This is a genomic window from Streptomyces canus (assembly GCF_030815415.1).
In the GTDB taxonomy this organism is placed as follows: domain Bacteria; phylum Actinomycetota; class Actinomycetes; order Streptomycetales; family Streptomycetaceae; genus Streptomyces; species Streptomyces canus_F.
The window spans coordinates 7,669,908-7,689,997 of the sequence record NZ_JAUSWW010000001.1 but is presented as its reverse complement, the minus strand read 5'-3'; the positions used below and the strand labels follow the sequence as shown (position 1 = coordinate 7,689,997).

Sequence of the window (20,090 nt, the reverse complement as noted above, 5' to 3'; positions counted from 1 at the left end):
CGTTCTTTGTTTTTCAGCCCGTCCGGCGTTTGAGGACGAGGCCCGTTCAGGGCCGACAGCGGGGGTCTGGGGGCGCAGCCCCCAGGGACGGGACGGGTAGGGGCGGCGGGGGCGAAAAACCGTTGGGGCCCGCCCCCACCGGCCCCCTACCATCCCGGCATGCCAAGCCCCCAGGGATTCCATTACGAGGCCCACACCAACGGAACCGTCCACATCACCCACCACCACCGCCCCGCCACCACCCTCCACGGCCCCAGAGCCGCCCAGTTCCTCGCCGAGGTCGAGTCCTCCTCCGATCCCCAGCTCGTGATGGCCCGCTGGACCGGAAACTACAAGCGAGGAAATGAGCGCACCGCCCGCAACCACCCCAGAAACCGCCGCTGACCCGATCGGTCGCAGGTAAGGGAACGGCAAAGCGGGCTCGATCGTTCACCGGGCATGACAGCTATGACCCCCGGCTCGAACATCCCTCTCTCCACCGCGCGCGTGACGGTGGACGTCGCCGCCCCGGTGCGGCTCGACGTATCGGGCCTGCTGCTCACCGCCGACGGCAAGGTGCGCTCCGACGACGACTTCATCTTCTACAACCAGCCCAACGGCCCGGGCGTGACGTACCGCTCCGGCGGCGGCACCGCCCCGGACGCGATCGTCGTCGACACCGCCGCGCTCCCGCCCGGCATCGAGAAGATCGTCGTGACCGCCAGCCCGGACGCCGCCGGCCAGACCTTCCAGGGCGTCGAACCGACGGCGACGATCCGCAGCGCCGACGACAACGCCGTCCTGGCCACCTTCACTCCCCCGCAGCTCGCCGCCGAGACCGCGCTGGTGGTCGTGGAGATCTACCTGCGCAACGGCGCGTGGAAGGCACGCGCGGTGGGCCAGGGCTACGCCGACGGCCTGGCCGGCATCGCCACCGACTTCGGCGTGAGCGTGGAGGAACCGGCCCCCGTGGCTCCGCCCCAGCCGGCCGCCCCCGTCACCCCCGTCGCCCCGCCGCAGCCCACCGTCCAGACCCCCGTGACCCCGCCCGCCCCGCCGATGACCACTCCGGCGACCCCGCCGCCGCCCGCGCACGCGCCCGGCGCGGGGAAGATCAACCTCGACAAGGGCCGCGTCAGCCTCCAGAAGAACCAGACGGTGTCCCTCGTCAAGGGCGGCCGCCCCCTGCTCTCCTCGGTCAAGATGGGCCTCGGCTGGGAGCCGGCGTACCGCGGCAAGGACATCGACCTGGACGCCTCGGTCATCGCGTACGGCCCGCAGCGCAACCACGTCGACAGCTGCTACTTCGGCAAACTCCAGATCGTGGGCGGCGCCATCCGCCACTCCGGCGACAACCTCACCGGCGAGGGCGGCGGCGACGACGAGGTCATCACCGTCGACCTCGGACGGCTGCCGCAGGAGGTCAGCGGACTGGTCTTCACCGTCAACTCCTTCTCCGGGCAGAAGTTCACCGAGGTCGCCAAGGCCTACTGCCGGCTGCTGGACGCCACGACCGGCGAGGAACTCGTCCGCTTCGACCTCACCGGCGCCGAGGCCCAGACCGGCGTGATGATGGCCAAGCTGATCCGCCAGTTCTCCGGCGAGTGGGAGATGACGGCGATGGGCGACTTCGTGAAGTCCCGCACGGTCCGCGGAATGGTGAAGCCGGCCGCTCAGGCCCTTTAGTCGTCACGGGTCCGGCCGGCGTCCTCCCCCGGCCGGACCCGACCGCCGATCCGGTCCGCCGATCCGGTCCACCGCAGCCCGTCGCGGCTCAGAAGAGCGCGCTGTAGGCGTTCAGCGCGGGCTGCCCGCCCAGGTGGGCGTACAGGACGGTGGAGTCCCGCCCGATCTCCCCGCGCTCCACGAGATCGACGAGGCCGGCCATGGACTTCCCCTCGTACACGAGCCCATTCCCGCGCTCTTTCTGCGGTTCGGCATCGCCAACGTGCCTCCACCTCGGCGCCTTCGATCGCTGTCCGCCGCCGAATTGGAGTGGGGCCGCATACTGAGCAGATCGTTTTACGTGCAGTCTCATCAACGTCCGACAGCCGGTGCTTCGCCGTGCCTAGCTGCAGCAGCATGCGCAGTTTGGGACAGGACCATCTGCAACCGGGAGAGCAGTAGCGCTTGTTCGAGGAACGATGGATACTGAAGCGCTCTCCGCAGTCATCGCGCTTGCACAGTCGCATCTCCTGACCACCATGTTGCGCTCCGACAGCTGCCAGTTCACCTCGACGCATGAGCCGGGCATAGTGTCTACGGCAGTACCCCCCGCGCGCCCCCTCGGCGGTCTTGTTCGCAACCGTCGAAGCCGCACGGGGTCCCCTTCGGCGTCCAAGCCTTCACTTTCTTGTTCGGGTCTCAGTGGACCGCCCATCGCCGGTAGTGCGCACCGCACCAGCCGCGCGCCTTTCGAGGCCGGACACAACCGGCGATGGAGCAGACACTCTTATTCATGGCCCACGAACATATGGGCGCACGAAATTCTATTCAAGCCATGGCCAACGGCCAGAAACCCCGCGCTCAAGCAACGGCACCATCCGGAAAGCCGCGTCCGACAGGCCCCCGAAGGTGTGCCGGTTCGCCTTGCCCGAGGGGCCGTGGCCCGCGCGGTAGCCGGCGAGGTTCCAGGTGTAGACCGGCACATGGGCGGGGACCTGCTGGGTCGGGTCACCGTGCCGGTTGAACGTGTACTGCTCGTCGGTGACGATCAGCACCCGGTCCTGCCCCCGGTAGTGCGCACGGACCGCCGAGGTGGTGTCGGTGCCGCCCAGGTCACCGAAGCGGCCCAGGATCTTCAGCACCGACTCGCCCTTGTCGTACGCCAGGTTCCGGCTCGTGGTACCGAACTCGACGAGGTCCGCCTGCTCGGCCCGCAGCGCCAGCGCCGTGCCGAAGATCGCCGCCGCGTCGGCCCGGTTGAGCTCCGAGCGGTCCGACAGCCGCGCCCACATCGAGCCCGAACGGTCGACCAGGACCAGCGTCCGGCCGGCCAGCGCGGGCACATTGGCCAGCGAGTGGCCGAGCGCCTGCTCCAGCGGGTACGACCAGCGCAGCGAGGGCGCGTGCTGGTACGCGGCCAGGTACCGGAAGGGGAACTGCCGCGACCGCGCGACCTCGGCCGGGTCGCTGATGCGCGCCGCGACCTGGGCCGCGACCTCGTCCGAGACACCGGCCTGGTCGAAGTTGCGCAGGTTGCGGACGAGCGCCATGGCGCCCATGGACGGGATCACGGCCTCCCAGGCCGCCTTGTCCATCGGGCCCTGGAGCCATCCGGCCAGCGCCTCCCACGTCATCCCGGCCGCCGCGAGCCGCTCGGCGCCGCCCTCGGACGTGACGACCGCACGCCGCCGCTCGACCGGCAGCGCCATCAGCTCGCGGTGCGCGGTGAGCACGGTGTTCGACGCGGGCGGCACGGCCGTGTCCGGGTTGTGCCGGCGGTCGAGCGCGTACCGGAACAGCTCGCCCTGCCACGGCTTGTCCGCGTCGGGCGCCGCGTGCACCAGGTTCAGGATGTCGCCGAAGCGGTAGCCCTTGGACGCGGTGTCGTACTTCAGCAGCGACTTGCCGTTGTAGAGACGCTGTACGGCGTCGGCGACTCCGCGCTTGACGGGCTTGGGCACCGCGCGGCCGTACGTCGCCGTCCAGTACCCGAGCAGCTCGCCGGGCTCGTCCGGGCGCCGCAGCACCGAGGCGATGACCTGCCGGTTGGCCGGGCCGTCGGTGACGCCCGCGTCCAGGCGTGCCTTGACGTACTCGGCGGCGCCCACGATCGAGGCCGTACGGAGGTTGCCCTCGCCGCGCAGCCAGCCGAGCAGGCCGGCCGTCCACGCGGGGTCCTCGACGGCGAGCTGCCGGACGAGGCGCACGTAACGGTCGTCACGGTCGGCGCCGGACTCGTAGAAGGTCTGCTGCGAGACGAAGTTGGCGATCGCCAGCAGAAAGAGTTCGGAACGCGCGTCCCGCTCATGACCGCGGCCGCCCTCGTACGACCGGAGCACTCGTCCGGTGGAGGTGACACGCGAGGTGGGCTGAGCTCGTGCCGCCTTCTTGTTGAATCGCGCCATGGTGAATTCCCCCGAATTCATTGTCTTTTCGGAGGGAGGCGCAACAAAAGGAGGGTGTCCGAGGTCGAAGTCGACTGCGGTTGCTTTAACTGGCGCGTCTTCCGTTCCGCCACACCGGCCCTGGGCCGATGACGGGATTCGAACCCGCACGAGGGACTCGCCCCCACCAGTTCCCGAAGTATCCGCTGCCTGCGCACCGGGCACCCACCTTGAGCTGCGCCTCCCCGAGATCAAATGCTTCGCACCGGGAGGTGCATGAAGTTGTGGTGTCCAGAGTTCAGGTCGGCGGAACCGACATTAGGTGCTCTAACCCCTGAGCTACACCGGCGCGTTGTACCGGTGGCGGGACTCGAACCCGCGGCCGCCCCATTATCAGTGGAAGTAGGTCCTGCCTTCGCACCTGGACGTTCATCACTGTAGGAGGGCGGCCGCGGAACGGGCGAGCGAATTAATTACCCGCGCTTCTGGCGCTTCCAGGGTCCGGTGATGGCGAGCATGATTCCGGGCGTCTGGATGTTGGCGTACAGGGTCCGGCCGCTGGGCGAGAAGGTGACGCCGGTGAACTCGCTGTACTCGGGCTCCTCTTCGGTGCCGATGTTGAGTTCGTTGCGGGCGATGGGGTAGGTGCGGCCGCTGTCGGTGGCGCCGAACAGATGCTGGACGCCCTCGCCGTCCTCGGCGATGACGAGGCCGCCGTAGGGAGAGACGGTGATGTTGTCGGGGCCGTCGAAGGCGCCAACCGCCGACGAATCAGCGGGGTCGGGGTTGACGCCCAGCAGGACCTTCAACATCAGGGTGCGGCGCTTGGGGTCGTAGAACCAGACCTGGCCGTCGTGCTGGACGGGGCTCTCGTCACGGGCGTAGGAGGAGACGATGTAGGTGCCGCCGTCGCCCCACCACATGCCCTCCAGCTTGCGGGCGCGGGTGACCTGGCCGTCGGTGAACTGCTTGCGGACGGGCACCGCCTTGGCGTCGCGGTCGGGGACGTCGATCCAGTCGACGCCGTAGACCGTGCCGGTCTTCGTGGCGCGGGAGAGGTCGTCGACGAACTTGCCGCCGGAGTCGAAGCACTTGAACGCCTGGAGGACGCCGGCGTCGTCGGCGAGGGTGCGCAGCTTGCCGCGGCCGTGCCGGAAGCCCTCCGGCGGGGTCCAGCGGAAGAGGAGGCCGCTCGGGCCCGAGGCGTCCTCGGTGAGGTAGGCGTGGCCGCGCTTGGGGTCGATGACGACCGCCTCGTGGGCGTACCGGCCGAACGCCTTGACGGGCCGGGGGTCGCGGTTGGCGCGGCGGTCGGCGGGGTCGACCTCGAAGACGTAGCCGTGGTCCTTGGTCATGCCGTTCTGGCCGGCCTTGTCCTCGGTCTCCTCGCCGGTGAGCCAGGTGCCCCAAGGGGTGGTGCCGCCCGCGCAGTTGGTGGAGGTGCCGGCGATGCCGACCCACTCGGCGATCTGTCCGTCGGGGCGGACCTCGACGACGGTGCAGCCACCGGACGCGGCGGGGTCGTAGACGAGCCCCTCGGTGAGCGGCACGGGGTACTTCCAGTTGGCGCGCGGGCCCTTCAGCTCGTGGTTGTTGACGAGGAGGGTGGTGCCGCGGGGCCCCGCGAAGGTGGCCGTGCCGTCGTGGTTGGAGGGCGTGGTCTCGCCGGACTCCAGCTTGGTCTTCCCGCTGTAGGTGATGACGCGGTACTTGAATCCGGCGGGCAGCGCGAGGATGCCGCCGGGGTCGGGGATCAGCGGCCCGTAGCCGACACCGCCGTGGCCGCCCGCGGCCTCCGCTCCCTGGCTCTCGATGTCGGTGGCCGCGAGTGCGTTGGGCGCGGTGGCGAGGGCGCCGACGCTGCCGGCCAGCGCGACCCCGGCGCCGGTGAGCGCGGATTTCGCGGCGAAGTCCCTGCGGGTGAGCGACATGGTGTCTCCTGTGACGGTGGGTGGCCTGGAGGGTGGGGGACCTCGGTCGGCGCCACCGTTTCGCCCGCGTCTGAACGGAAGCTGAACAGGGGGCGGCGGCGAGGGCCCCGCTTCCGTGAATCCGCCAGACCGCCTCTGTTCGAGCCAATGGGCGGAATAATCTTCGTAATAAAGGTCAACAGGGGTGAATCGTAACGAAATTCGTGATTCATTTCAGAATGCCTTGACTCTCGAAGCCCCGGGACATAGACCGGAAGTGCACACCACCCGAAGGGGAGGCGAGCCCGATGGACGCAAAGCGGGTGAGTCGCCTCCATGACGGCCGGCTCATGAAGCTGGCCAATGTGAGTGGGGTCGGCACCGGGAGGGACGAGCACTCGGGACAGGACGTGATCATCGTCTTCGTCACCCGGAAAGTGCCCCGTGCCCGGCTCCTTCAAGAAGACGTGGTTCCGGACGAGCTCGACGGCGTACCGGTGCGCGTGCTCGCGATCGGTGAAGTGAGCGCCCAGGGAGAGGACTTGTGAGCCTTGTGCGCTGAGTCACCGCGCCGCCGGCCCGTAAGGAACCCAGAGACGAAAACTGAAGAGGTGGCCTGGCGTGAGCCAGCCCGAAATGATGCGAGGACCGACTGGTGGTCAGCTGAGTGACAGCTCCCGCCAGCAAGCGAATTCAGACTTCCTGCGGGCGCAGTCGCCGCTGGCCAACGTCGTAGGCTTCGGTCACGGCGTGAAGTGGATCGACGGACAGCCCACGGGCGAGGCAGCCGTGCTGGTGTTCGTGACCCAGAAGGTTCCGGAGTCCCAGCTTCCCGAGCGGGATGTCATCCCGCAGGTGATGGACGACGGCACCCCCACCGACGTGATCGCGGTCGGCCATGTCGCCGCGCAGCGTCAGCAGCAGCGCAGGGCCTCGGGCCGCTCCGAGGACCGCAGCGCCTCCTACCGGTCCGACGGCAGCGTGGCCGAGCAACTCGCGGGCCTCTCACAGCCGTTGCTGGAAGAGCTCAGCGGACTCGGACAGTTCGAACCGCAGCTTCTCAAGCGCCGTATGCGCCCGTCCCCTTCCGGCTTCTCGGTCGGCAACGTACGGGTGACCGCGGGCACGCTGGGCAGCGTGGTGTACGACTTCCTGCCGGGCGCCTCCGTGGACCCGCCGGGTCCCGGCCTCGGCACACCGTCGAAGTTCTACATCCTCTCCAACAACCACGTGCTGGCCGACTCCAACCGTGCGCAGCTGGGCAGCTCGATCCTGCAGCCCGGAGCGTTCGACGGCGGCACGGACCCGGCGGACCGGATCGCGACCCTGGACCGGTTCATCCCGATCCAGTTCGCGCCGCAGATCCCGGTGGAGCGCCACAACAACGTCGTGGACTGCGCGCTCGGTGCGGTGGAGTTCCAGGACGCCACCCGTGAGCAGTACTTCAGCGGTACGCCGCGCGCCTGGCGGCGCAAGGCCAACGTCGCGGTCGGCGATCTGGTGAAGAAGACCGGCCGTACGACGAACATCAGCTTCGGCCGGATCATCGCGACCGACGCCACGATCGACGTCAACTACGGCACGGCGGGAACGGCCCGGTTCAAGGACCAGATCCTGACGACGACCATCTCGGCGGGCGGCGACTCCGGTTCGCTGGTGACCTCCCTCGACAACGTCGCGACCGGTCTGCTCTTCGCGGGCTCCTCGGTCGTCACCGTGGCCAACCACATCGAGAACGTTCGCGCACTGCTGCGGGTGGAAATCGCCGAGCAGCTGGCCTGACGGTCACTCAATACCCGTACGGGAAGAGGGAATCAGCATGACCACGCAGGCCAAGCGGCAGAAGAGCCAAGCCGGCTCCGAACACCGCTTCCACAATCCCCAGGGCGCGGAAGTCAAGACGCGTGACGAGGCGTTCGCCGCACCGCAGGACGTGTCCGCCGAGGCGGTCTCCACGTCCGCCAAGCTGGAACTGCACAACGGGGCGGTGACCTTCGGCATCGAGGTGAAGTACAACCCCAACACCTACCCGCACGTCGTGACCGGCGGCAAGATCACCTCCGGTATCTGCGGCGCCCCTTGGGACATCACGGGCGGCTTCGTGGGCGAAACGATTCGCCTGGACGCGAAGCGCACCGGCCAGGGCTCCTGCGCCAACACGATGACCCTCGTCGGCGAGTTCCAGAACCCGCCCGCCTACCGGGGTACGTACGGCTTCAACGGGGCGACGTCGTCGTTCAAGCACACGACGAGGTACCACTGCTGAGGCAGTGAACCGCTGAAGCGGTGAACGACTGAGTGCGGTGGCGGGGAGGTCAGCGACCTCCCCGCCACAGCCGCGTCAACTCCCCTGCTGGGAACGCGCCTTGAAGGCCGCCTTCCGCGCTTCCTTCGCGATCTTCTTGTCCGGATGCAGCCGCCCCATCGCCTCCAGCACATCCGCGGTCGCCGGGTGATCCACCCGCCAGGCCGCCGAGAAGAACCCGCTGTGCTGCTGGGCCAGCCCCTCGACCAGCGCCCTCAGTTCATCGGAGTTGCCTTCGGCCGCGAGCTGCGCGGCAACCGTGTCCACGGTCAGCCAGAAGATCATCGCCTCGGACGGCGGCGGAACGTCGGAGGCGCCCTGCTCGCTCAGCCAGACCCGGGCCAGACCGCCGAGCTCCGCGTCCTCGAGCACTTCCCGCAGGGCGGGCTCGGCAGTAGCGCCCACCAGCGACAACGCCTGCTGGCAGCGCAGCCTGCGCAGCGGCGCCCCGGCGTCCCCGCCCCGCGCGGCCGCCAGCAACTCCCGTGCCGCGGCGAGGGGTTCGCGTCGCGCCAGCCACTGTTCGGTCTCGGCCTGGGCGGCGGCGGGCGGGAAGTGGGCGGTGCCGTCGAGGAGCGCGTCCGCGCCCTTGTCGGCGAGGTCCCCGACGGCGGGCGCCGGGAATCCGGCCTCCTGCAGCCGCGCCCGCAGCCCGTACAGGCCGAGCGGGGTGAGCCGCACCATGCCGTACCGGGACACGTCGGTGTCGTCGACCGGGGCGGCGGGCTCCTCGTCGGCGTCGGCCATGAGCGCCTCGTCGACGGGCTGGTACTCGACCAGACCGACCGGCTCCAGGAGCCGGAACTGGTCGTCGAGGCGCATCATCGCGTCGGAGACCTGCTCCAGGACGTCGTTGGTGGGCTCCCCCATGTCGCTGGGCACGATCATCGAGGCGGCGAGCGCGGGCAGCGGCACGGGTCCGTCGCCGGGCCCTTCCTCGTTGACGCTCAGCAGATACAGGTTGCCGAGCACACCGTCGAGGAACTCGGCCTCCGCCTCCGGGTCCCAGTCCAGCGAGGAGAAGTCGATCTCCGTGACCCCCTCTTCCGGGTTCACCGCGTCGACCAGGTCGTCCAGGTCGGGCACGCTCGCGTCGGCGAGCACCGTCTCCAGCGCCGTCTGCCACACGGCGAGCACGTCGTGCGGTGCGCCGCCGGTGAGCAGGCCGAGCTCCTCGCCCGCGGCGACGGTGCCCGCTTCCTCGTCGGTGATCTCGACCAGCCCGGTGTCGAGGGCGACCCGCCAGGCCTCGCTCGCCCAGGCGGCGGCGTCGTCCCCGGTCAGGCCGAGCAGCTCGGCGGCGGCGGGCAGCTGCTCCTCGACGAGCTCGCCGCCGGCGTCGACGCGGGTGTCGGGGCCGGCCCAGCGGGCGAGCCGGGCGGCCCGGGACAGCAACGGCGTGGACAACGCGTCCCGCGCCAGCTCCGCTTCGGGATGCAGCCGCACCGGCGGCAAGGGGGAGCTGTCTGACATCGGCTGGTTCTCCTAGAGACGCGGCGTGACCACTCAGCCGCTCAGCCTAGACGGATTTCCACCCATGCCGCCCGGTTCATCTACCCGTCGGGCCGCGTACATGGCCGAAACCTTGACAAGTGGCCTGACCAGGCAGGAGATTACGCGCGTAGAAATCTGCTGGACATGTGTTCACTGTAATTTTCTACGCGCGTCGCACCGCCCCACCGGTTCGGCTCCACACACGTTTCACCCTCGTCCCGGCGCTATGCACGTCCCCGGAGGGATTCCGTTGCCGAGCAAGTCCTCTGCGCGCCTCGCCGCGCTCACCGTCGCCGCCGTATGTTCCGCGGCGTCCACCATCGTCCTGACCTCTCCCGCGCACGCGGACTCCGTGGCCATCCATGACATTCAGGGCACCACGCGCATATCCCCGTACGCGGGCAAGGCCGTCACGGATGTGTCCGGAATCGTCACCGGCATCCGCACCTACGGCTCCTCCAAGGGTTTCTGGATCCAGGACCCGAACGCCGACGCCGATCCGGCCACCAGTGAGGGCGTCTTCGTCTTCACCAGCTCCACCCCGAAGGGCGTCGCCGTCGGCGACCTCGTCACGGTCTCGGGCACGGTCTCGGAGTTCGTCCCGGCCGGCGCCGCCTCCGGCAACCAGTCGATCACCGAGATCACCAAGCCGACGTTCACCGTCGTCTCCAGCGGCAACGCCGTCCCGGCCGCGAAGGTCATCGGCGCCAAGTCGGTGCCGGCCGCGTACGCCCCGGCGGGCGACAGCGCCGCGAACAACTCCGTCAACGGCCTGACCCTGGAGCCGTCGAAGTACGCCCTGGACTACTACGAGTCCCTGGAGGGCGAGAACGTCCAGGTCGCCGACGCCCGCGTGACCGGCGCCACCGACCCGTACACCGAGCTCTGGGTCACGGTGAAGCCGAGCGAGAACGCCAACCGCCGCGGCGGCACTGTCTACGGCTCCTACGACTCCCAGAACACGGGCCGCATCCAGATCCAGTCCCTCGGCGCGACCTCCGCCTTCCCGAAGGCGAACGTCGGTGACGTCCTGACGGGCGCCACCTCCGGCCCGCTGGACTACAACCAGTTCGGCGGCTACACGCTCGTCGCCAACACGATCGGCACACTGAAGAGCGCCGGCGTGGCCCGTGAGACGACCGAGAAGCAGAAGAAGGGCGAGCTGGCGGTCGCGACGTACAACGTCGAGAACCTCGACCCGTCCGACAACACCTTCGCCGAGCACGCCGCCGCGATCGTGCACAACCTCCAGTCGCCCGACATCGTGTCCCTGGAGGAGATCCAGGACAACAACGGCGCGACGAACGACGGCACGGTCGCCGCCGACCAGACGGTGCGGAAGCTGATCGACGCCATCGTCGCCGCGGGCGGCCCGGCGTACGACTGGCGCTCCATCGACCCGGCGAACGGCACCGACGGCGGCGAGCCCGGCGGCAACATCCGCCAGGTGTTCCTCTTCAACCCGGAGCGGGTCTCCTTCACCGATCGCGCGGGCGGCGACGCCACCACGGCCGTCGGTGTCACCAAGGAGAAGGGCAAGGCCGCGCTGACGGTCTCCCCGGGCCGTATCGACCCGGCCGACGCGGCCTGGGCGAACAGCCGCAAGCCGCTGGTCGGCGAGTTCGTCTTCCGTGGCAGGACGGTCTTCGTGATCGCCAACCACTTCAACTCCAAGGGCGGCGACTACGGCCTGACCTCGCAGTACCAGCCGGTGCCGCGCAGCTCGGAGACCCAGCGCCACCTCCAGGCGACCGCGGTGAACGCGTTCGTCAAGGACGTCCTGGCCACCCAGAAGAACGCGGACGTCATCGCCCTCGGCGACATCAACGACTTCGAGTTCTCCGACACCGCCAAGATCCTGGAGAGCGACGGCGCCCTCTGGTCGGCGATCAAGTCGCTGCCGAAGAGCGAGCGTTACTCGTACGTCTACCAGGGCAACGCCCAGGTCCTGGACCAGATCCTGGTCAGCCCCTCGATCCGGAAGTCCTGCGACTTCGAGTACGACAGCGTGCACGTCAACTCGGAGTTCAACGACCAGATCAGCGACCACGACCCGCAGGTGCTGCGCTTCCAGCCGTAAGCGCCGTAGCCCATGAAGTCATCAGGGCTCAGGACTGGTTGAACAACCCGTTCAACCAGTCCTGCCAGGCCGCCTCGCACTCCTTGATGTCGTCACCCGGCGTGAAGTCGTGCAGGGAGACACCGACCGGGTATCCCCAGTGGTTGCGTCCGAAGATCCGGGTGAGTCCCCGTTCGGTGCGCAGCCCGATGAAGTAGGGGTTGCGGAAGTCGACGACGGCGTCGAACTCGTCGGGCCCGTGGACCCGCACCGAGGTCCCGGCGGCCACGCCCTCCCCGAGCCCGAGCGCCCGAGCGACGGCCTCCAGCGCGTCCGCGGCCTTCGACGCCTCAGGTCCGTCGAAGGTCGCGAAGGCGGCGGGCCGGGGCGCGAAGTGGGTGAGGTACTCGCGCAGGGTGTGCAGATAGAAGTCGGTGTGCTTGGCGGCGCCGTCGTACTGGTTGTCCCAGTCGTCGACGAAGATCCCACTGTGCACATACCGCACCCAGGCGCGGCGGCCGTCGTCGCGCGGCTCGACGGTGTAGTCGAGCTGGTTCATGGTCTGCTCGGAGATGCCGTCCACGTTCTCGACCCGGTTGGTGTAGCGGTGGGGCGGGTCCCAGGCGGTGACGGTGGAGCCGAAGGGTCCCTTGCCGCCGACCTTGGGCTCTGGTGGCTCCATCGGCCACAGATAGCCGTCGGTGCCCGTGGTGACGGCGTCCCACACCTGCTGCGGGGTGGCGTCGACCTCGAACTCGCGGACGATCTCGAACTCTTTGGACATGATCTACTCCAACTCGGTCTGCTTGAGGGTGGGATGGACCGCCACGACGATCCGATGGTCCCGGCCGCCCTCGGATTCCGGGGCGTCGTACTTGCGGATCAGCGCGGTGACTCCTGCGGTCAACTCCTGGATGAACGCGGCACGTTCGGCGGCTGACGCGAACCGCACCTCGCCGTCAAGGGCGTAGGTGGCGAGCCCCTTGCGCGCCTTTGCCGCACCGGTGATCAGCTGCCCGACGTCCCGCACCAGCCGGGCGCCGAGCGCGAGCAGCCAGCGCGCGGAGAGCTGGTCGCGGAAGCGGTCCGGGTCCGGCTGCACGGAGGCGAGCGCGAGCGGCGAGATGACGTACGACGCGGCCGTCGCCCGCATCAGCCGTTCGGTGACGTTGCCCTTGCGGCGCTCCCCGGCCAGCTCGACCAGGCCGTGCCGCTCCAGCGCCTTGAGGTGGTAGTTCACCTTCTGCCGGGGCAGCCCGACCTTGCCGGCGAGCATCGCCGCCGACGCGGGTCCGGCGGCGAGCTCGGCGAGCAGCCTGGCCCTTATGGGGTCCAGCGAGACGGCTGCGGCCTCGGGGTCCTCGATCACGGTCACGTCCAGCATGCGTCCACCGTCTCACCGAAAACTTTTTTTGTCCAGGAGAGAATAGTCTTCGGTGATGGTCCCCGTCAGCCGGGTCACTCGGGTACGAGCCCCAGCGCGTGGTCGTACCGGCTGACCGTGCTGCTCTTGAGCCCCGGCCAGGTCTGGACGCGCTCCCAGAGGGCGCTCGCCGAGCCGATGCCGTCCCCGGGGGCGGCCATGGCGTCGATGTGGGCCCGGGCGCTCTCCCATCCGGCGTAGTTCAGGACCCGGGTGCCGTCGGTGCTCAGGTGGAAGTGGCCGGAGATGCCTCCGGGGTGCGGGTTCGGCTCGAACTCCACGTCGACGATCACGATGCACCCCGGCACCCGCGCGTCGCCCTCCCGGACGGCACTGCGGTAGCGCCGGTAGCGGCCGAGCCACAGGCGCTCGATGCCGGGCACGGCGGTGTCGATCTCGTCGACCCGCTCCTGCCGGTGCGTCTTGACGAAGGCCTCGTACGCCGCCTCGCTCGTCCACTGCGAGTGGTGGAGCAGCGTGCCCGTGTCATGGCCGGTGTAGACGTGGTACGAGCGCAGATCGGGGGTCGGCCAGGGCCTGCGCTCCCAGGTGCGGGCGATGGCCTCGACGGTGTCGCGCTGCCGCTCGGGGCTGCCCACGCGCCAGGTACTGAAGAAGGGGGCGCCGACTCGGGGGTCGGTCAGGGCGGGGTGGTCGAGGGTACGACGGGTCATGGCGGACTCCCTCACTCGTGATCGCTTGTGATCGCTCGCGATCGGTGTGGGCCCCACCCTCCAACCTCAACCAAGATTCAGGTCAAGCCCGTGCTTGGCCACGGAATTTCAGGAGACCCGCCTGCTCATGGCCGACAAGGACAGCCCCTCCGAATTGCCCGCGCGTTCCTGGCGGGCGGTGTCGCGGCGCACGGTGAAGGAGTTCCTGGACGACGAACTCTCCGACCGCGCGGCCGCGTTGACGTACTACGGCGTCTTGTCGATGTTTCCCGCGCTGCTCGTCCTGGTGTCCCTGCTGGGGGTGGCGGGGCGCAGCGCCACCGACAAGATCCTCGACAACATCGGGGACCTGGCCCCGGGTCCGGCGCGGGACATCCTGCGGGACGCGGTGGTGCAACTGAGCGACTCGGGAGGCACGGGGAGCGTGCTCGCGCTGCTCGGCCTGCTGGCCGCGCTGTGGTCCGCGTCCGGTTACGTCGCCGCGTTCATCCGTACGTCCAACGCGGTGTACGACCTCCCCGAGGGCCGCCCGGTGTGGAAACTGACGCCGCTCAGGCTGATCCTGACCGTGGCCCTGATGCTCATGCTCGCCGCCAGCGCGGTGATCGTGGTGTTCACCGGCCCGCTGGCGGAACGGGCGGGCACGGCGATCGGGCTCGGGGACGCGGCGATCGCCCTGTGGGGCATCGCCAAATGGCCGGTCCTGCTGATCCTTGTGGTGCTGATGATCGGCCTGCTGTACTGGGCCGCCCCCAACGTCCGCGGCCGCGGCTTCCGCTGGATCTCCCCCGGCAGCTGCCTCGCCACCCTGATCTGGCTCGCGGCCTCCGCCGGTTTCGCCGTCTACGCGGCCAACTTCGGCTCGTACAACAAGACCTACGGCACCCTCGCAGGCGCCATCGTCTTCCTCGTCTGGCTCTGGCTCTCCAACCTCGCCATCCTCCTCGGCCTGGAATTCGACGCCGAACTGGCCCGAGAACGAGCCATCACCGACGGCCGCCCCCCGACGGAGGAACCGTACGTCGAGCCCCGGGACACCCGAAAATGGCCCCCGAAGTGGCGAGCGGCCCGGGAGCAGTGACCACAACGCCGGTCCGGCATCCGAGGCCAAGGCCGCACCATCCCCGGCGTCCGAGGCCAAGGCCCACAGGGGCTTCACCTCTCAACGCCGGTCCAGGTGTTCCAGCCCGTCCGGCGTTTGAGGACGAGGCCCGTTCAGGGCCGACAGCGGGGGTCTGGGGGCGCAGCCCCCAGGGATGGGACGGGTAGGGGCGGCGGGGGCGAGAAGAACCCGGCGCGCACCCCACCGCCACCCCGGCACGCCGACGCCGGCCGGGCTGCACTCACCCGGCCAGCGCCACACAACTTCTCGCTCCGCTAGCGTCCGTTCCGCCGCCGTACCATCTCCTCCACTACCACGGCACCCACCACCGCCCCCACGACCAGCACCGGCCGCGGATTCCGCAGCGCAGCCTGGACGACGGTACGAACAGGCCGCGGCACACTGTGCTCAACGGCATGACCCGCATGCGACGCCTTGTCCTGCACGGTGTGCCCGACCTCGCTCGCCCGGCCCTGCACGGCATGCCCCGCCCGGCTCGCCCGGTCCTGAACGGCGTGACCGGCCTCAGCCGCACTGCTGCGCAGCTGCACGGTCATCGCACCGGCCTTGTCCTTGAGATCCGCGGCACGCGCCATGGCCCGCCCCTTCACATCCGCCTTGCCCGCCAACTCCTCGACCGTGTCGCCGAGTTGGCCCCTCGTCTCCTCGATCTGCCGACGCAGCTCCTCGGGGCTCTTGGCCCCGTCCGCCACGCCCGGCGTCGTCTTGTCCGTCATCGGTGTGCCCTTTCCCTGATCTCCTCGACATCGGCCCTGACGCTGCCGAGGGTCTCCTCGGGCGTGGGGGGTGCGGCGCGGCGCAACTGTGCGCGACCACGAGCGGCAAGCACCGCCGCGATCACGAACAGCACCGCCGTCACGATGAGCGCCGCGGCCCAGACGGCCAGCGCCAGCGAGAGCGCGGCGGTCGCCGTACCCGCCAGGGCGAGCAGACCGGCGTAGGCGAATGCGCCGGCGGCGCCGAGCAGCCCGCCGCCGCGGCCTGCGCGCCGGCCCTTCTCGGCCAGCTCCTCCTTGGCGAGGGCCACTTCCTGTCGTACGAGCTGAGAGAGCTGTTCGGTGGCCTGTCCGACGAGTTCACCCACGGAGTGCTGGGTCGGGCCGGGGGCCGTGGAGTGGGTCACGATGTCCGCCTCCTCTCTGGTTCGGAGCGGACGAGTACCCGGTTGCGGCCCCCACAAGCGCTGTTTCGCGAGTTCGGTCACCGGACCGTCGCTCTAGCCTTCCCCGCCCTTCCCACGCTCCCCCAGCCTCGCCAGCTGGCTCTGGAACCAGTCCAGCCGCGCCTGCAGCAAGGCCGCCTCCGCAGCGAGTTCGGGCACACCGAGGCCGTCGGCAACGACATCCGCCACCGCCACCCCACACCCCGCAGCCCCACTCCCCGCCACCACCCGCAGCCCCTCCCCCGCCAGCCGCGCGAACGACGCGAGCGAGACGGACGTACGACCCCGCAGACACCCCGCACACGAGGGCGCGAGCGCGCGCCAGCCAGGGCGGCCCCAGCCGGCGTCGGCCAGCGCCGAGGCGACCGTGCCGCAGGTGCAGGGGCCCACGGTGGCGACCCGGATCCGCTGGCGGGCATAGCGGAAGCCGCGTTCGAAACGGAGGTAGCGGCCGATGACCGAGACCTCGAGCAGGACGGCCGCCCGGTGCTCGGCCGTGCACAGCAGTGACTCGGCCGTCGAGCGGTCGTGCACACAGTGGAAGCCGCAGTCGCAGCGACGGTGCGGCGCCTGGTGCCGCAGGCCGTAGACGCAGGACGCGTCGGCCACGACTCCGTACGGCAGCGCGCCGCCCAGCGACACACCGGTGAACCCGGCCCGGGTGCCGTCGTGGGACAGCACCGGGTGGGCGATCTTGTATCCGGTCGGCGGCTCCGTCGGGCGTTCCTCCGGAAGCCGCAGCCTCATCGGGCGGCCGGGACCTCTTCGGGCGCCTTCAGTTCCTTGATCTCTTCGGGAAGTTCGAGTTCGGGTTCCTGCTCGTGCGCCTGCGGCCGCTCTTCCGCGACTCCGGTGGCGAGTGCCTTACCGAGCTTCATGACGCCTCCCATGACCAGGGGCCGATGACCGTCCTGGCCATGGTGACCCATGAAGTGCCGATTTGGACATAGGGCCCCGGCATCGCTCACTACCAGCAACCCCTTAGTATCGCTTATCAATACATCGTAGAAGAATTAAGTGGAGCTTCACGATGGCTCCGCCGAGACTACCCCCATGACGTACTCCTCTGCCTCCACCCCTCCCCCCGCCCCTCCCTTCGGCCGCACCCTCTGCGCCATGATCACGCCGTTCACCGAGGGCGGCTCCCTCGACCTGGACGGTGCCCAGCGGCTCGCGGAGCGGCTGGTGGCGGAGGGCTGCGACGGGCTGGTGCTCTCCGGGACGACCGGTGAGTCGCCCACGACGACGGACGCCGAGAAGGCGCAGCTCGTCCGGGCGGTGCGGGAGGCGGTGGGCGAGCGGGCGTCGGTCCTGGCGGGCGTCGGCACCTTCGACACCCGGCACACCGTCGAACTCGCCCTGGAGGCCGAAAAGGCGGGCGCGGACGGCCTGTTGGTGGTCAGCCCGTACTACAGCAAGCCCCCGCAGGAGGCGATCGAGGCGCACTTCCGCCAGATCGCGGACTCCACCGGTCTGCCGATCACGCTCTACGACATCCCGGGCCGGACCGGCACCCGTATCGAGCCCGACATCCTGATCCGTCTCGCCGAACACCCCCGGATCGTGGCGGTGAAGGACTGCTCCTACGACTTCCTCGCCGCCCAGAAGGTCATCTCCCGCACGGAGTTGGCGTACTACGCGGGCTGCGACGAACACAACCTCGCCCTGTACGCGGTGGGCGGTGCGGGCTATGTGAGCACTGTCGCGAACCTCGTCCCCGCTCAACTCCGCGCGGTCCTCGACCTGTTCGACGCGGGCGAAACGGCGAAGGCGGCCCGTCTCCAACAACGCGCCACGCCCCTCGTCGAGTTGACGATGTCGGCGGGCCTGCCCGGCACGGTCACCGTGAAGGCCCTCCTCAACGACCTGGGCCTGCCCGCGGGCCCGGTCCGCGCACCCCTGCTGCCCGCCGGCCGGGATGCGGTCGACGGGCTGCGGGCGGCCTACGAGGAGCTGACGGCCGGCTGATCAGCGCTCGGCGAAGACGGCCTCCCACGGCTCCGGGTCGGTCTCCGGATGCTCGCGGACTCCGCTCAGCGGTACGACCTTGTCGCTGCCGATCGTGACCAGCACGAGCCGGTCCTCGTACGCCTCGTCCAGACCGCTGGTCCGCTCCCAGGCGATGAGCCGCTGGTTGTCGACCCAGGCGAGCAGTTCGGCGCCGCGGACCTTGGTGATCTCCTTGCCGGTGAGGGGATCCTTGATGAAGGAGTACGACTTGCCGGCCGTGGTCCTGTGCCCCGGGGCGATGGCAGGTTCGACCTCCTCCGCCAGACCGAGGGCGGCCAGCTTGCCGTTCGGGGACAGCCGCGCGGGCACGTCCCAGCGCAGGTACTTCTCGTTCACGGGCGCGGCGGTCTCCTTGCCCGACAGGTCGTAGAACTTCGGCCGGACGAGGGTGCTGAGACCTCCGCCGGCCGCGAACAGGTGCCTGTCGTCACGAGTGAAGGCGAAGTCGGCGCGGCCACCCGCGGAGGAACTCGGGACCCGGTGCCAGATACCCCCGCCCCCCTCAGCCAGGTCCAGGAGGAGGAACCCGGTCCGGCTCACCCTGTGCGTGGACATCCACGCGCCCTCGCTGTCTTCGGCGTTCTTGAACTTCTCGAGCGAGTCGGGGTGCTCGGAGTACGTCGTGGCGACCAGCTCGGTCCCGCCGTTCGAGAACGCCAGCCCGGCGACGCCCCTTCCGGCCGGGATCCACCGCTCGACCTCCCCCGTCGCGAGGTCGAGCAGTCCGATCCGGGCGGCGGGCAGGGTCCGCTCCAGCACGGCGGCGGTCTTCAGACCCGGTGCCACGGCGACGAAGGACCACCGGGTGTCCTTCTTGTACTTGCCGGTGTCGGGATCGAGCAGCCAGTAGGTCCGCTCGTAGGTCGCCTCCTTCTTGTTCTTCGCCACGAGCGCCGTCGTGCAGTACGCGGCGAGCGCGGACCGTCCGGCCGCGATCAGGTCGCTCGGCGGCGACTGGTCGGGGTGGGCGCTGATCCCGTCCTGCTGCGTGACACCCGCGGGGCGTGCGTCGTCGCGTCCTTCGTTCAGCAGCGGCACCGCCACCGAGACGGCCACCACGGCCGCGGTGGCGACGGCGACGGCCACGAGCCGGCGAGTGCGGCGGCGCCGGCGGACGGCCAGCACCCGGTCGGCGAACCCCGGGCCCGCCGACGCCTCTTCGACGGCCAGCTCCCGCAGGGAGTCACGCACGAGTTCCTCGACGTTCACGGACGTACCTCCACGGGTGTGCAGTCATGAGCCGGCGGCTGCCGGACGTCCTCGCCACCGCTCAGGGCGGCCAGTTCGGGCGCGAGGGTGCGCAGCCGGGCGAGCGAGCGGTGGGCGGTGGACCGTACGGTGCCGACGGAGCAGCCCAGGACGCGGGCCACTTCGGCTTCGGGCAGGTCCTCGAAATAGCGCAATACGAGCACGGTGCGCTGCCGGGCGGTGAGGCGGGCGAGCGCGCCGCGCATCACGAGCCGCAGCTCGGCGGCGGACGAGGCGTCCGCGTCCGCCCGTCCCTCCGGTGGCTCGGCGACACTCAGCTCACGTCTGGGCCACTTCAGCCGCCAGCGGCTGACCTGCTGCCGGTAGAGGATCCGCCGTACGTACGCCTCGGGTTCGTCGATGCGGTGCCAGCGGCCCGCCGCCTTGATCAGCGCGTTCTGCAGCAGGTCCTCGGCGGTGTGCCGGTCCCCGCCACTGAGCAGCACGGCCGTCTTCAGCAGCGCGGACGACCGGTGCTCCACGAACTCCCGGAAGCTGTCCTGCGCTTCGGCATCCATCGTCACCTTCTCTTCCCCCGGGGTGGACCCGATGTCCGCCCCCCTGTGCCCCTTGTGACGCGCGGGACCGCACCCCGCTATGTCTGCGCGTACGAGAAAATTCGACCGCCCCACGGGGACCCCTCCCGTACGGTGA

General features: G+C 69.9%; 20 protein-coding genes and 1 pseudogene. 8 read left to right on the top strand and 13 right to left on the bottom strand.

The window, feature by feature from the left end; translation table 11 throughout:
* Window positions 1-159 precede the first annotated feature (159 nt).
* Together QF037_RS35555 and QF037_RS35550 are read left to right on the top strand one after the other, a co-directional pair.
* Window positions 160-384, top strand: a complete 225-nt coding sequence (locus tag QF037_RS35555) for a hypothetical protein (RefSeq protein WP_307032334.1) — start codon at window positions 160-162, stop codon at window positions 382-384.
* Window positions 385-447: 63 nt separating this feature from the next.
* The gene (locus tag QF037_RS35550) at window positions 448-1,665 is read left to right on the top strand and encodes a TerD family protein (RefSeq protein WP_307037527.1); all 1,218 of its coding nucleotides are present in this window, start codon (window positions 448-450) and stop codon (window positions 1,663-1,665) included.
* Window positions 1,666-1,753: 88 nt separating this feature from the next.
* On the opposite strand, the pseudogene QF037_RS35545 reads toward QF037_RS35550, so the two are convergent.
* From QF037_RS35545 to QF037_RS35535, 3 genes and pseudogenes are all read right to left on the bottom strand, one after another.
* A pseudogene (locus tag QF037_RS35545) lies at window positions 1,754-1,885 on the bottom strand (1-aminocyclopropane-1-carboxylate deaminase); the annotation flags it as partial.
* A 583-nt stretch (window positions 1,886-2,468) separates the two neighbouring features.
* Entirely contained in the window at window positions 2,469-4,049 is a 1,581-nt protein-coding gene (locus tag QF037_RS35540; RefSeq protein ID WP_307032332.1) for a TROVE domain-containing protein, read from the bottom strand.
* Window positions 4,050-4,501: 452 nt separating this feature from the next.
* Window positions 4,502-5,959 carry an alkaline phosphatase PhoX gene (locus tag QF037_RS35535; RefSeq protein WP_307032330.1) on the bottom strand — a complete coding sequence of 486 codons (1,458 nt, stop codon included), beginning with the start codon at window positions 5,957-5,959 and terminating at the stop codon, window positions 4,502-4,504.
* 287 nt (window positions 5,960-6,246) lie between these two features.
* Here QF037_RS35535 and QF037_RS35530 point away from each other — a divergent pair, with 287 nt between their 5' ends.
* The 3 genes from QF037_RS35530 (at window position 6,247) to QF037_RS35520 (ending at window position 8,204) form a co-directional block, all read left to right on the top strand.
* The gene (locus tag QF037_RS35530; RefSeq protein ID WP_307032328.1) at window positions 6,247-6,486 is read left to right on the top strand and encodes a hypothetical protein; all 240 of its coding nucleotides are present in this window, start codon (window positions 6,247-6,249) and stop codon (window positions 6,484-6,486) included.
* A 73-nt stretch (window positions 6,487-6,559) separates the two neighbouring features.
* Window positions 6,560-7,720: a hypothetical protein gene (locus QF037_RS35525; RefSeq protein WP_307032326.1), complete on the top strand. Its 1,161-nt coding sequence runs from the start codon at window positions 6,560-6,562 to the stop codon at window positions 7,718-7,720.
* Between the two features lie 37 nt (window positions 7,721-7,757).
* Window positions 7,758-8,204, top strand: a complete 447-nt coding sequence (locus tag QF037_RS35520; protein WP_307032324.1) for a hypothetical protein — start codon at window positions 7,758-7,760, stop codon at window positions 8,202-8,204.
* Window positions 8,205-8,279: 75 nt separating this feature from the next.
* On the opposite strand, the gene QF037_RS35515 is transcribed toward QF037_RS35520, so the two are convergent.
* Entirely contained in the window at window positions 8,280-9,716 is a 1,437-nt protein-coding gene (locus QF037_RS35515) for a hypothetical protein (RefSeq protein WP_307032322.1), read from the bottom strand.
* A gap of 271 nt (window positions 9,717-9,987) precedes the next feature.
* Here QF037_RS35515 and QF037_RS35510 point away from each other — a divergent pair, with 271 nt between their 5' ends.
* Window positions 9,988-11,817, top strand: a complete 1,830-nt coding sequence (locus QF037_RS35510) for an endonuclease/exonuclease/phosphatase family protein (RefSeq protein WP_307032320.1) — start codon at window positions 9,988-9,990, stop codon at window positions 11,815-11,817.
* A 28-nt stretch (window positions 11,818-11,845) separates the two neighbouring features.
* On the opposite strand, the gene QF037_RS35505 is transcribed toward QF037_RS35510, so the two are convergent.
* The 3 genes from QF037_RS35505 to QF037_RS35495 form a co-directional block, all read right to left on the bottom strand.
* Window positions 11,846-12,580, bottom strand: coding sequence for an SRPBCC family protein (locus QF037_RS35505; RefSeq protein WP_307032317.1), 735 nt, complete (start codon window positions 12,578-12,580; stop codon window positions 11,846-11,848).
* Between the two features lie 3 nt (window positions 12,581-12,583).
* A complete protein-coding gene (locus tag QF037_RS35500; RefSeq protein WP_307032315.1) occupies window positions 12,584-13,180 on the bottom strand; it encodes an ArsR/SmtB family transcription factor in 597 nt (198 codons plus the stop codon).
* Window positions 13,181-13,254: 74 nt separating this feature from the next.
* A complete protein-coding gene (locus tag QF037_RS35495; protein ID WP_307032313.1) occupies window positions 13,255-13,893 on the bottom strand; it encodes an antibiotic biosynthesis monooxygenase in 639 nt (212 codons plus the stop codon).
* A 127-nt stretch (window positions 13,894-14,020) separates the two neighbouring features.
* Between QF037_RS35495 and QF037_RS35490 the strand changes: the two genes are divergently transcribed.
* Window positions 14,021-14,974, top strand: coding sequence for a YihY/virulence factor BrkB family protein (locus QF037_RS35490; protein ID WP_307037525.1), 954 nt, complete (start codon window positions 14,021-14,023; stop codon window positions 14,972-14,974).
* A gap of 296 nt (window positions 14,975-15,270) precedes the next feature.
* Here the strand turns inward: QF037_RS35490 and QF037_RS35485 are convergent, their stop codons facing one another.
* The 4 genes from QF037_RS35485 to QF037_RS35470 all read right to left on the bottom strand — a co-directional run bounded on the left by QF037_RS35485 (window position 15,271) and on the right by QF037_RS35470 (window position 17,056).
* Complete coding sequence (locus QF037_RS35485; RefSeq protein WP_307032311.1) at window positions 15,271-15,732, bottom strand: DUF3618 domain-containing protein; 462 nt, start codon at window positions 15,730-15,732, stop codon at window positions 15,271-15,273.
* Window positions 15,729-16,139, bottom strand: a complete 411-nt coding sequence (locus QF037_RS35480; RefSeq protein ID WP_307032309.1) for a phage holin family protein — start codon at window positions 16,137-16,139, stop codon at window positions 15,729-15,731. Before QF037_RS35480 ends, QF037_RS35485 begins: the two co-directional genes overlap by 4 nt.
* A gap of 93 nt (window positions 16,140-16,232) precedes the next feature.
* Window positions 16,233-16,925 (bottom strand): hypothetical protein, encoded by a 693-nt coding sequence (locus QF037_RS35475; protein ID WP_307032307.1) that lies wholly within the window; start codon window positions 16,923-16,925, stop codon window positions 16,233-16,235.
* A complete protein-coding gene (locus QF037_RS35470) occupies window positions 16,922-17,056 on the bottom strand; it encodes a hypothetical protein (protein WP_307032305.1) in 135 nt (44 codons plus the stop codon). Before QF037_RS35470 ends, QF037_RS35475 begins: the two co-directional genes overlap by 4 nt.
* A 175-nt stretch (window positions 17,057-17,231) precedes the next feature.
* On the opposite strand from QF037_RS35470, the gene dapA reads away from it, so the two are divergent.
* Window positions 17,232-18,146, top strand: coding sequence for a 4-hydroxy-tetrahydrodipicolinate synthase (dapA, locus tag QF037_RS35465; protein ID WP_307032303.1), 915 nt, complete (start codon window positions 17,232-17,234; stop codon window positions 18,144-18,146).
* Here the strand turns inward: dapA and QF037_RS35460 are convergent, their stop codons facing one another.
* Window positions 18,147-19,397, bottom strand: coding sequence for a WD40 repeat domain-containing protein (locus QF037_RS35460; protein WP_307032301.1), 1,251 nt, complete (start codon window positions 19,395-19,397; stop codon window positions 18,147-18,149).
* Complete coding sequence (locus QF037_RS35455; RefSeq protein WP_307032299.1) at window positions 19,394-19,954, bottom strand: SigE family RNA polymerase sigma factor; 561 nt, start codon at window positions 19,952-19,954, stop codon at window positions 19,394-19,396. Before QF037_RS35455 ends, QF037_RS35460 begins: the two co-directional genes overlap by 4 nt.
* Between the last annotated feature and the right edge of the window lie 136 nt (window positions 19,955-20,090).

Coding starts and splice junctions, on each gene's coding strand:
- QF037_RS35555 (WP_307032334.1), top strand. CDS start 160: ATGCCAAGCCCCCAGGGATTCCATTACGAGGCCCACACCAACGGAACC.
- QF037_RS35550 (WP_307037527.1), top strand. CDS start 448: ATGACCCCCGGCTCGAACATCCCTCTCTCCACCGCGCGCGTGACGGTG.
- QF037_RS35540 (WP_307032332.1), bottom strand. CDS start 4,049: ATGGCGCGATTCAACAAGAAGGCGGCACGAGCTCAGCCCACCTCGCGT.
- QF037_RS35535 (WP_307032330.1), bottom strand. CDS start 5,959: ATGTCGCTCACCCGCAGGGACTTCGCCGCGAAATCCGCGCTCACCGGC.
- QF037_RS35530 (WP_307032328.1), top strand. CDS start 6,247: ATGGACGCAAAGCGGGTGAGTCGCCTCCATGACGGCCGGCTCATGAAG.
- QF037_RS35520 (WP_307032324.1), top strand. CDS start 7,758: ATGACCACGCAGGCCAAGCGGCAGAAGAGCCAAGCCGGCTCCGAACAC.
- QF037_RS35515 (WP_307032322.1), bottom strand. CDS start 9,716: ATGTCAGACAGCTCCCCCTTGCCGCCGGTGCGGCTGCATCCCGAAGCG.
- QF037_RS35505 (WP_307032317.1), bottom strand. CDS start 12,580: ATGTCCAAAGAGTTCGAGATCGTCCGCGAGTTCGAGGTCGACGCCACC.
- QF037_RS35500 (WP_307032315.1), bottom strand. CDS start 13,180: ATGCTGGACGTGACCGTGATCGAGGACCCCGAGGCCGCAGCCGTCTCG.
- QF037_RS35495 (WP_307032313.1), bottom strand. CDS start 13,893: ATGACCCGTCGTACCCTCGACCACCCCGCCCTGACCGACCCCCGAGTC.
- QF037_RS35490 (WP_307037525.1), top strand. CDS start 14,021: ATGGCCGACAAGGACAGCCCCTCCGAATTGCCCGCGCGTTCCTGGCGG.
- QF037_RS35485 (WP_307032311.1), bottom strand. CDS start 15,732: ATGACGGACAAGACGACGCCGGGCGTGGCGGACGGGGCCAAGAGCCCC.
- QF037_RS35475 (WP_307032307.1), bottom strand. CDS start 16,925: ATGAGGCTGCGGCTTCCGGAGGAACGCCCGACGGAGCCGCCGACCGGA.
- QF037_RS35470 (WP_307032305.1), bottom strand. CDS start 17,056: ATGAAGCTCGGTAAGGCACTCGCCACCGGAGTCGCGGAAGAGCGGCCG.
- dapA (WP_307032303.1), top strand. CDS start 17,232: ATGACGTACTCCTCTGCCTCCACCCCTCCCCCCGCCCCTCCCTTCGGC.
- QF037_RS35455 (WP_307032299.1), bottom strand. CDS start 19,954: ATGGATGCCGAAGCGCAGGACAGCTTCCGGGAGTTCGTGGAGCACCGG.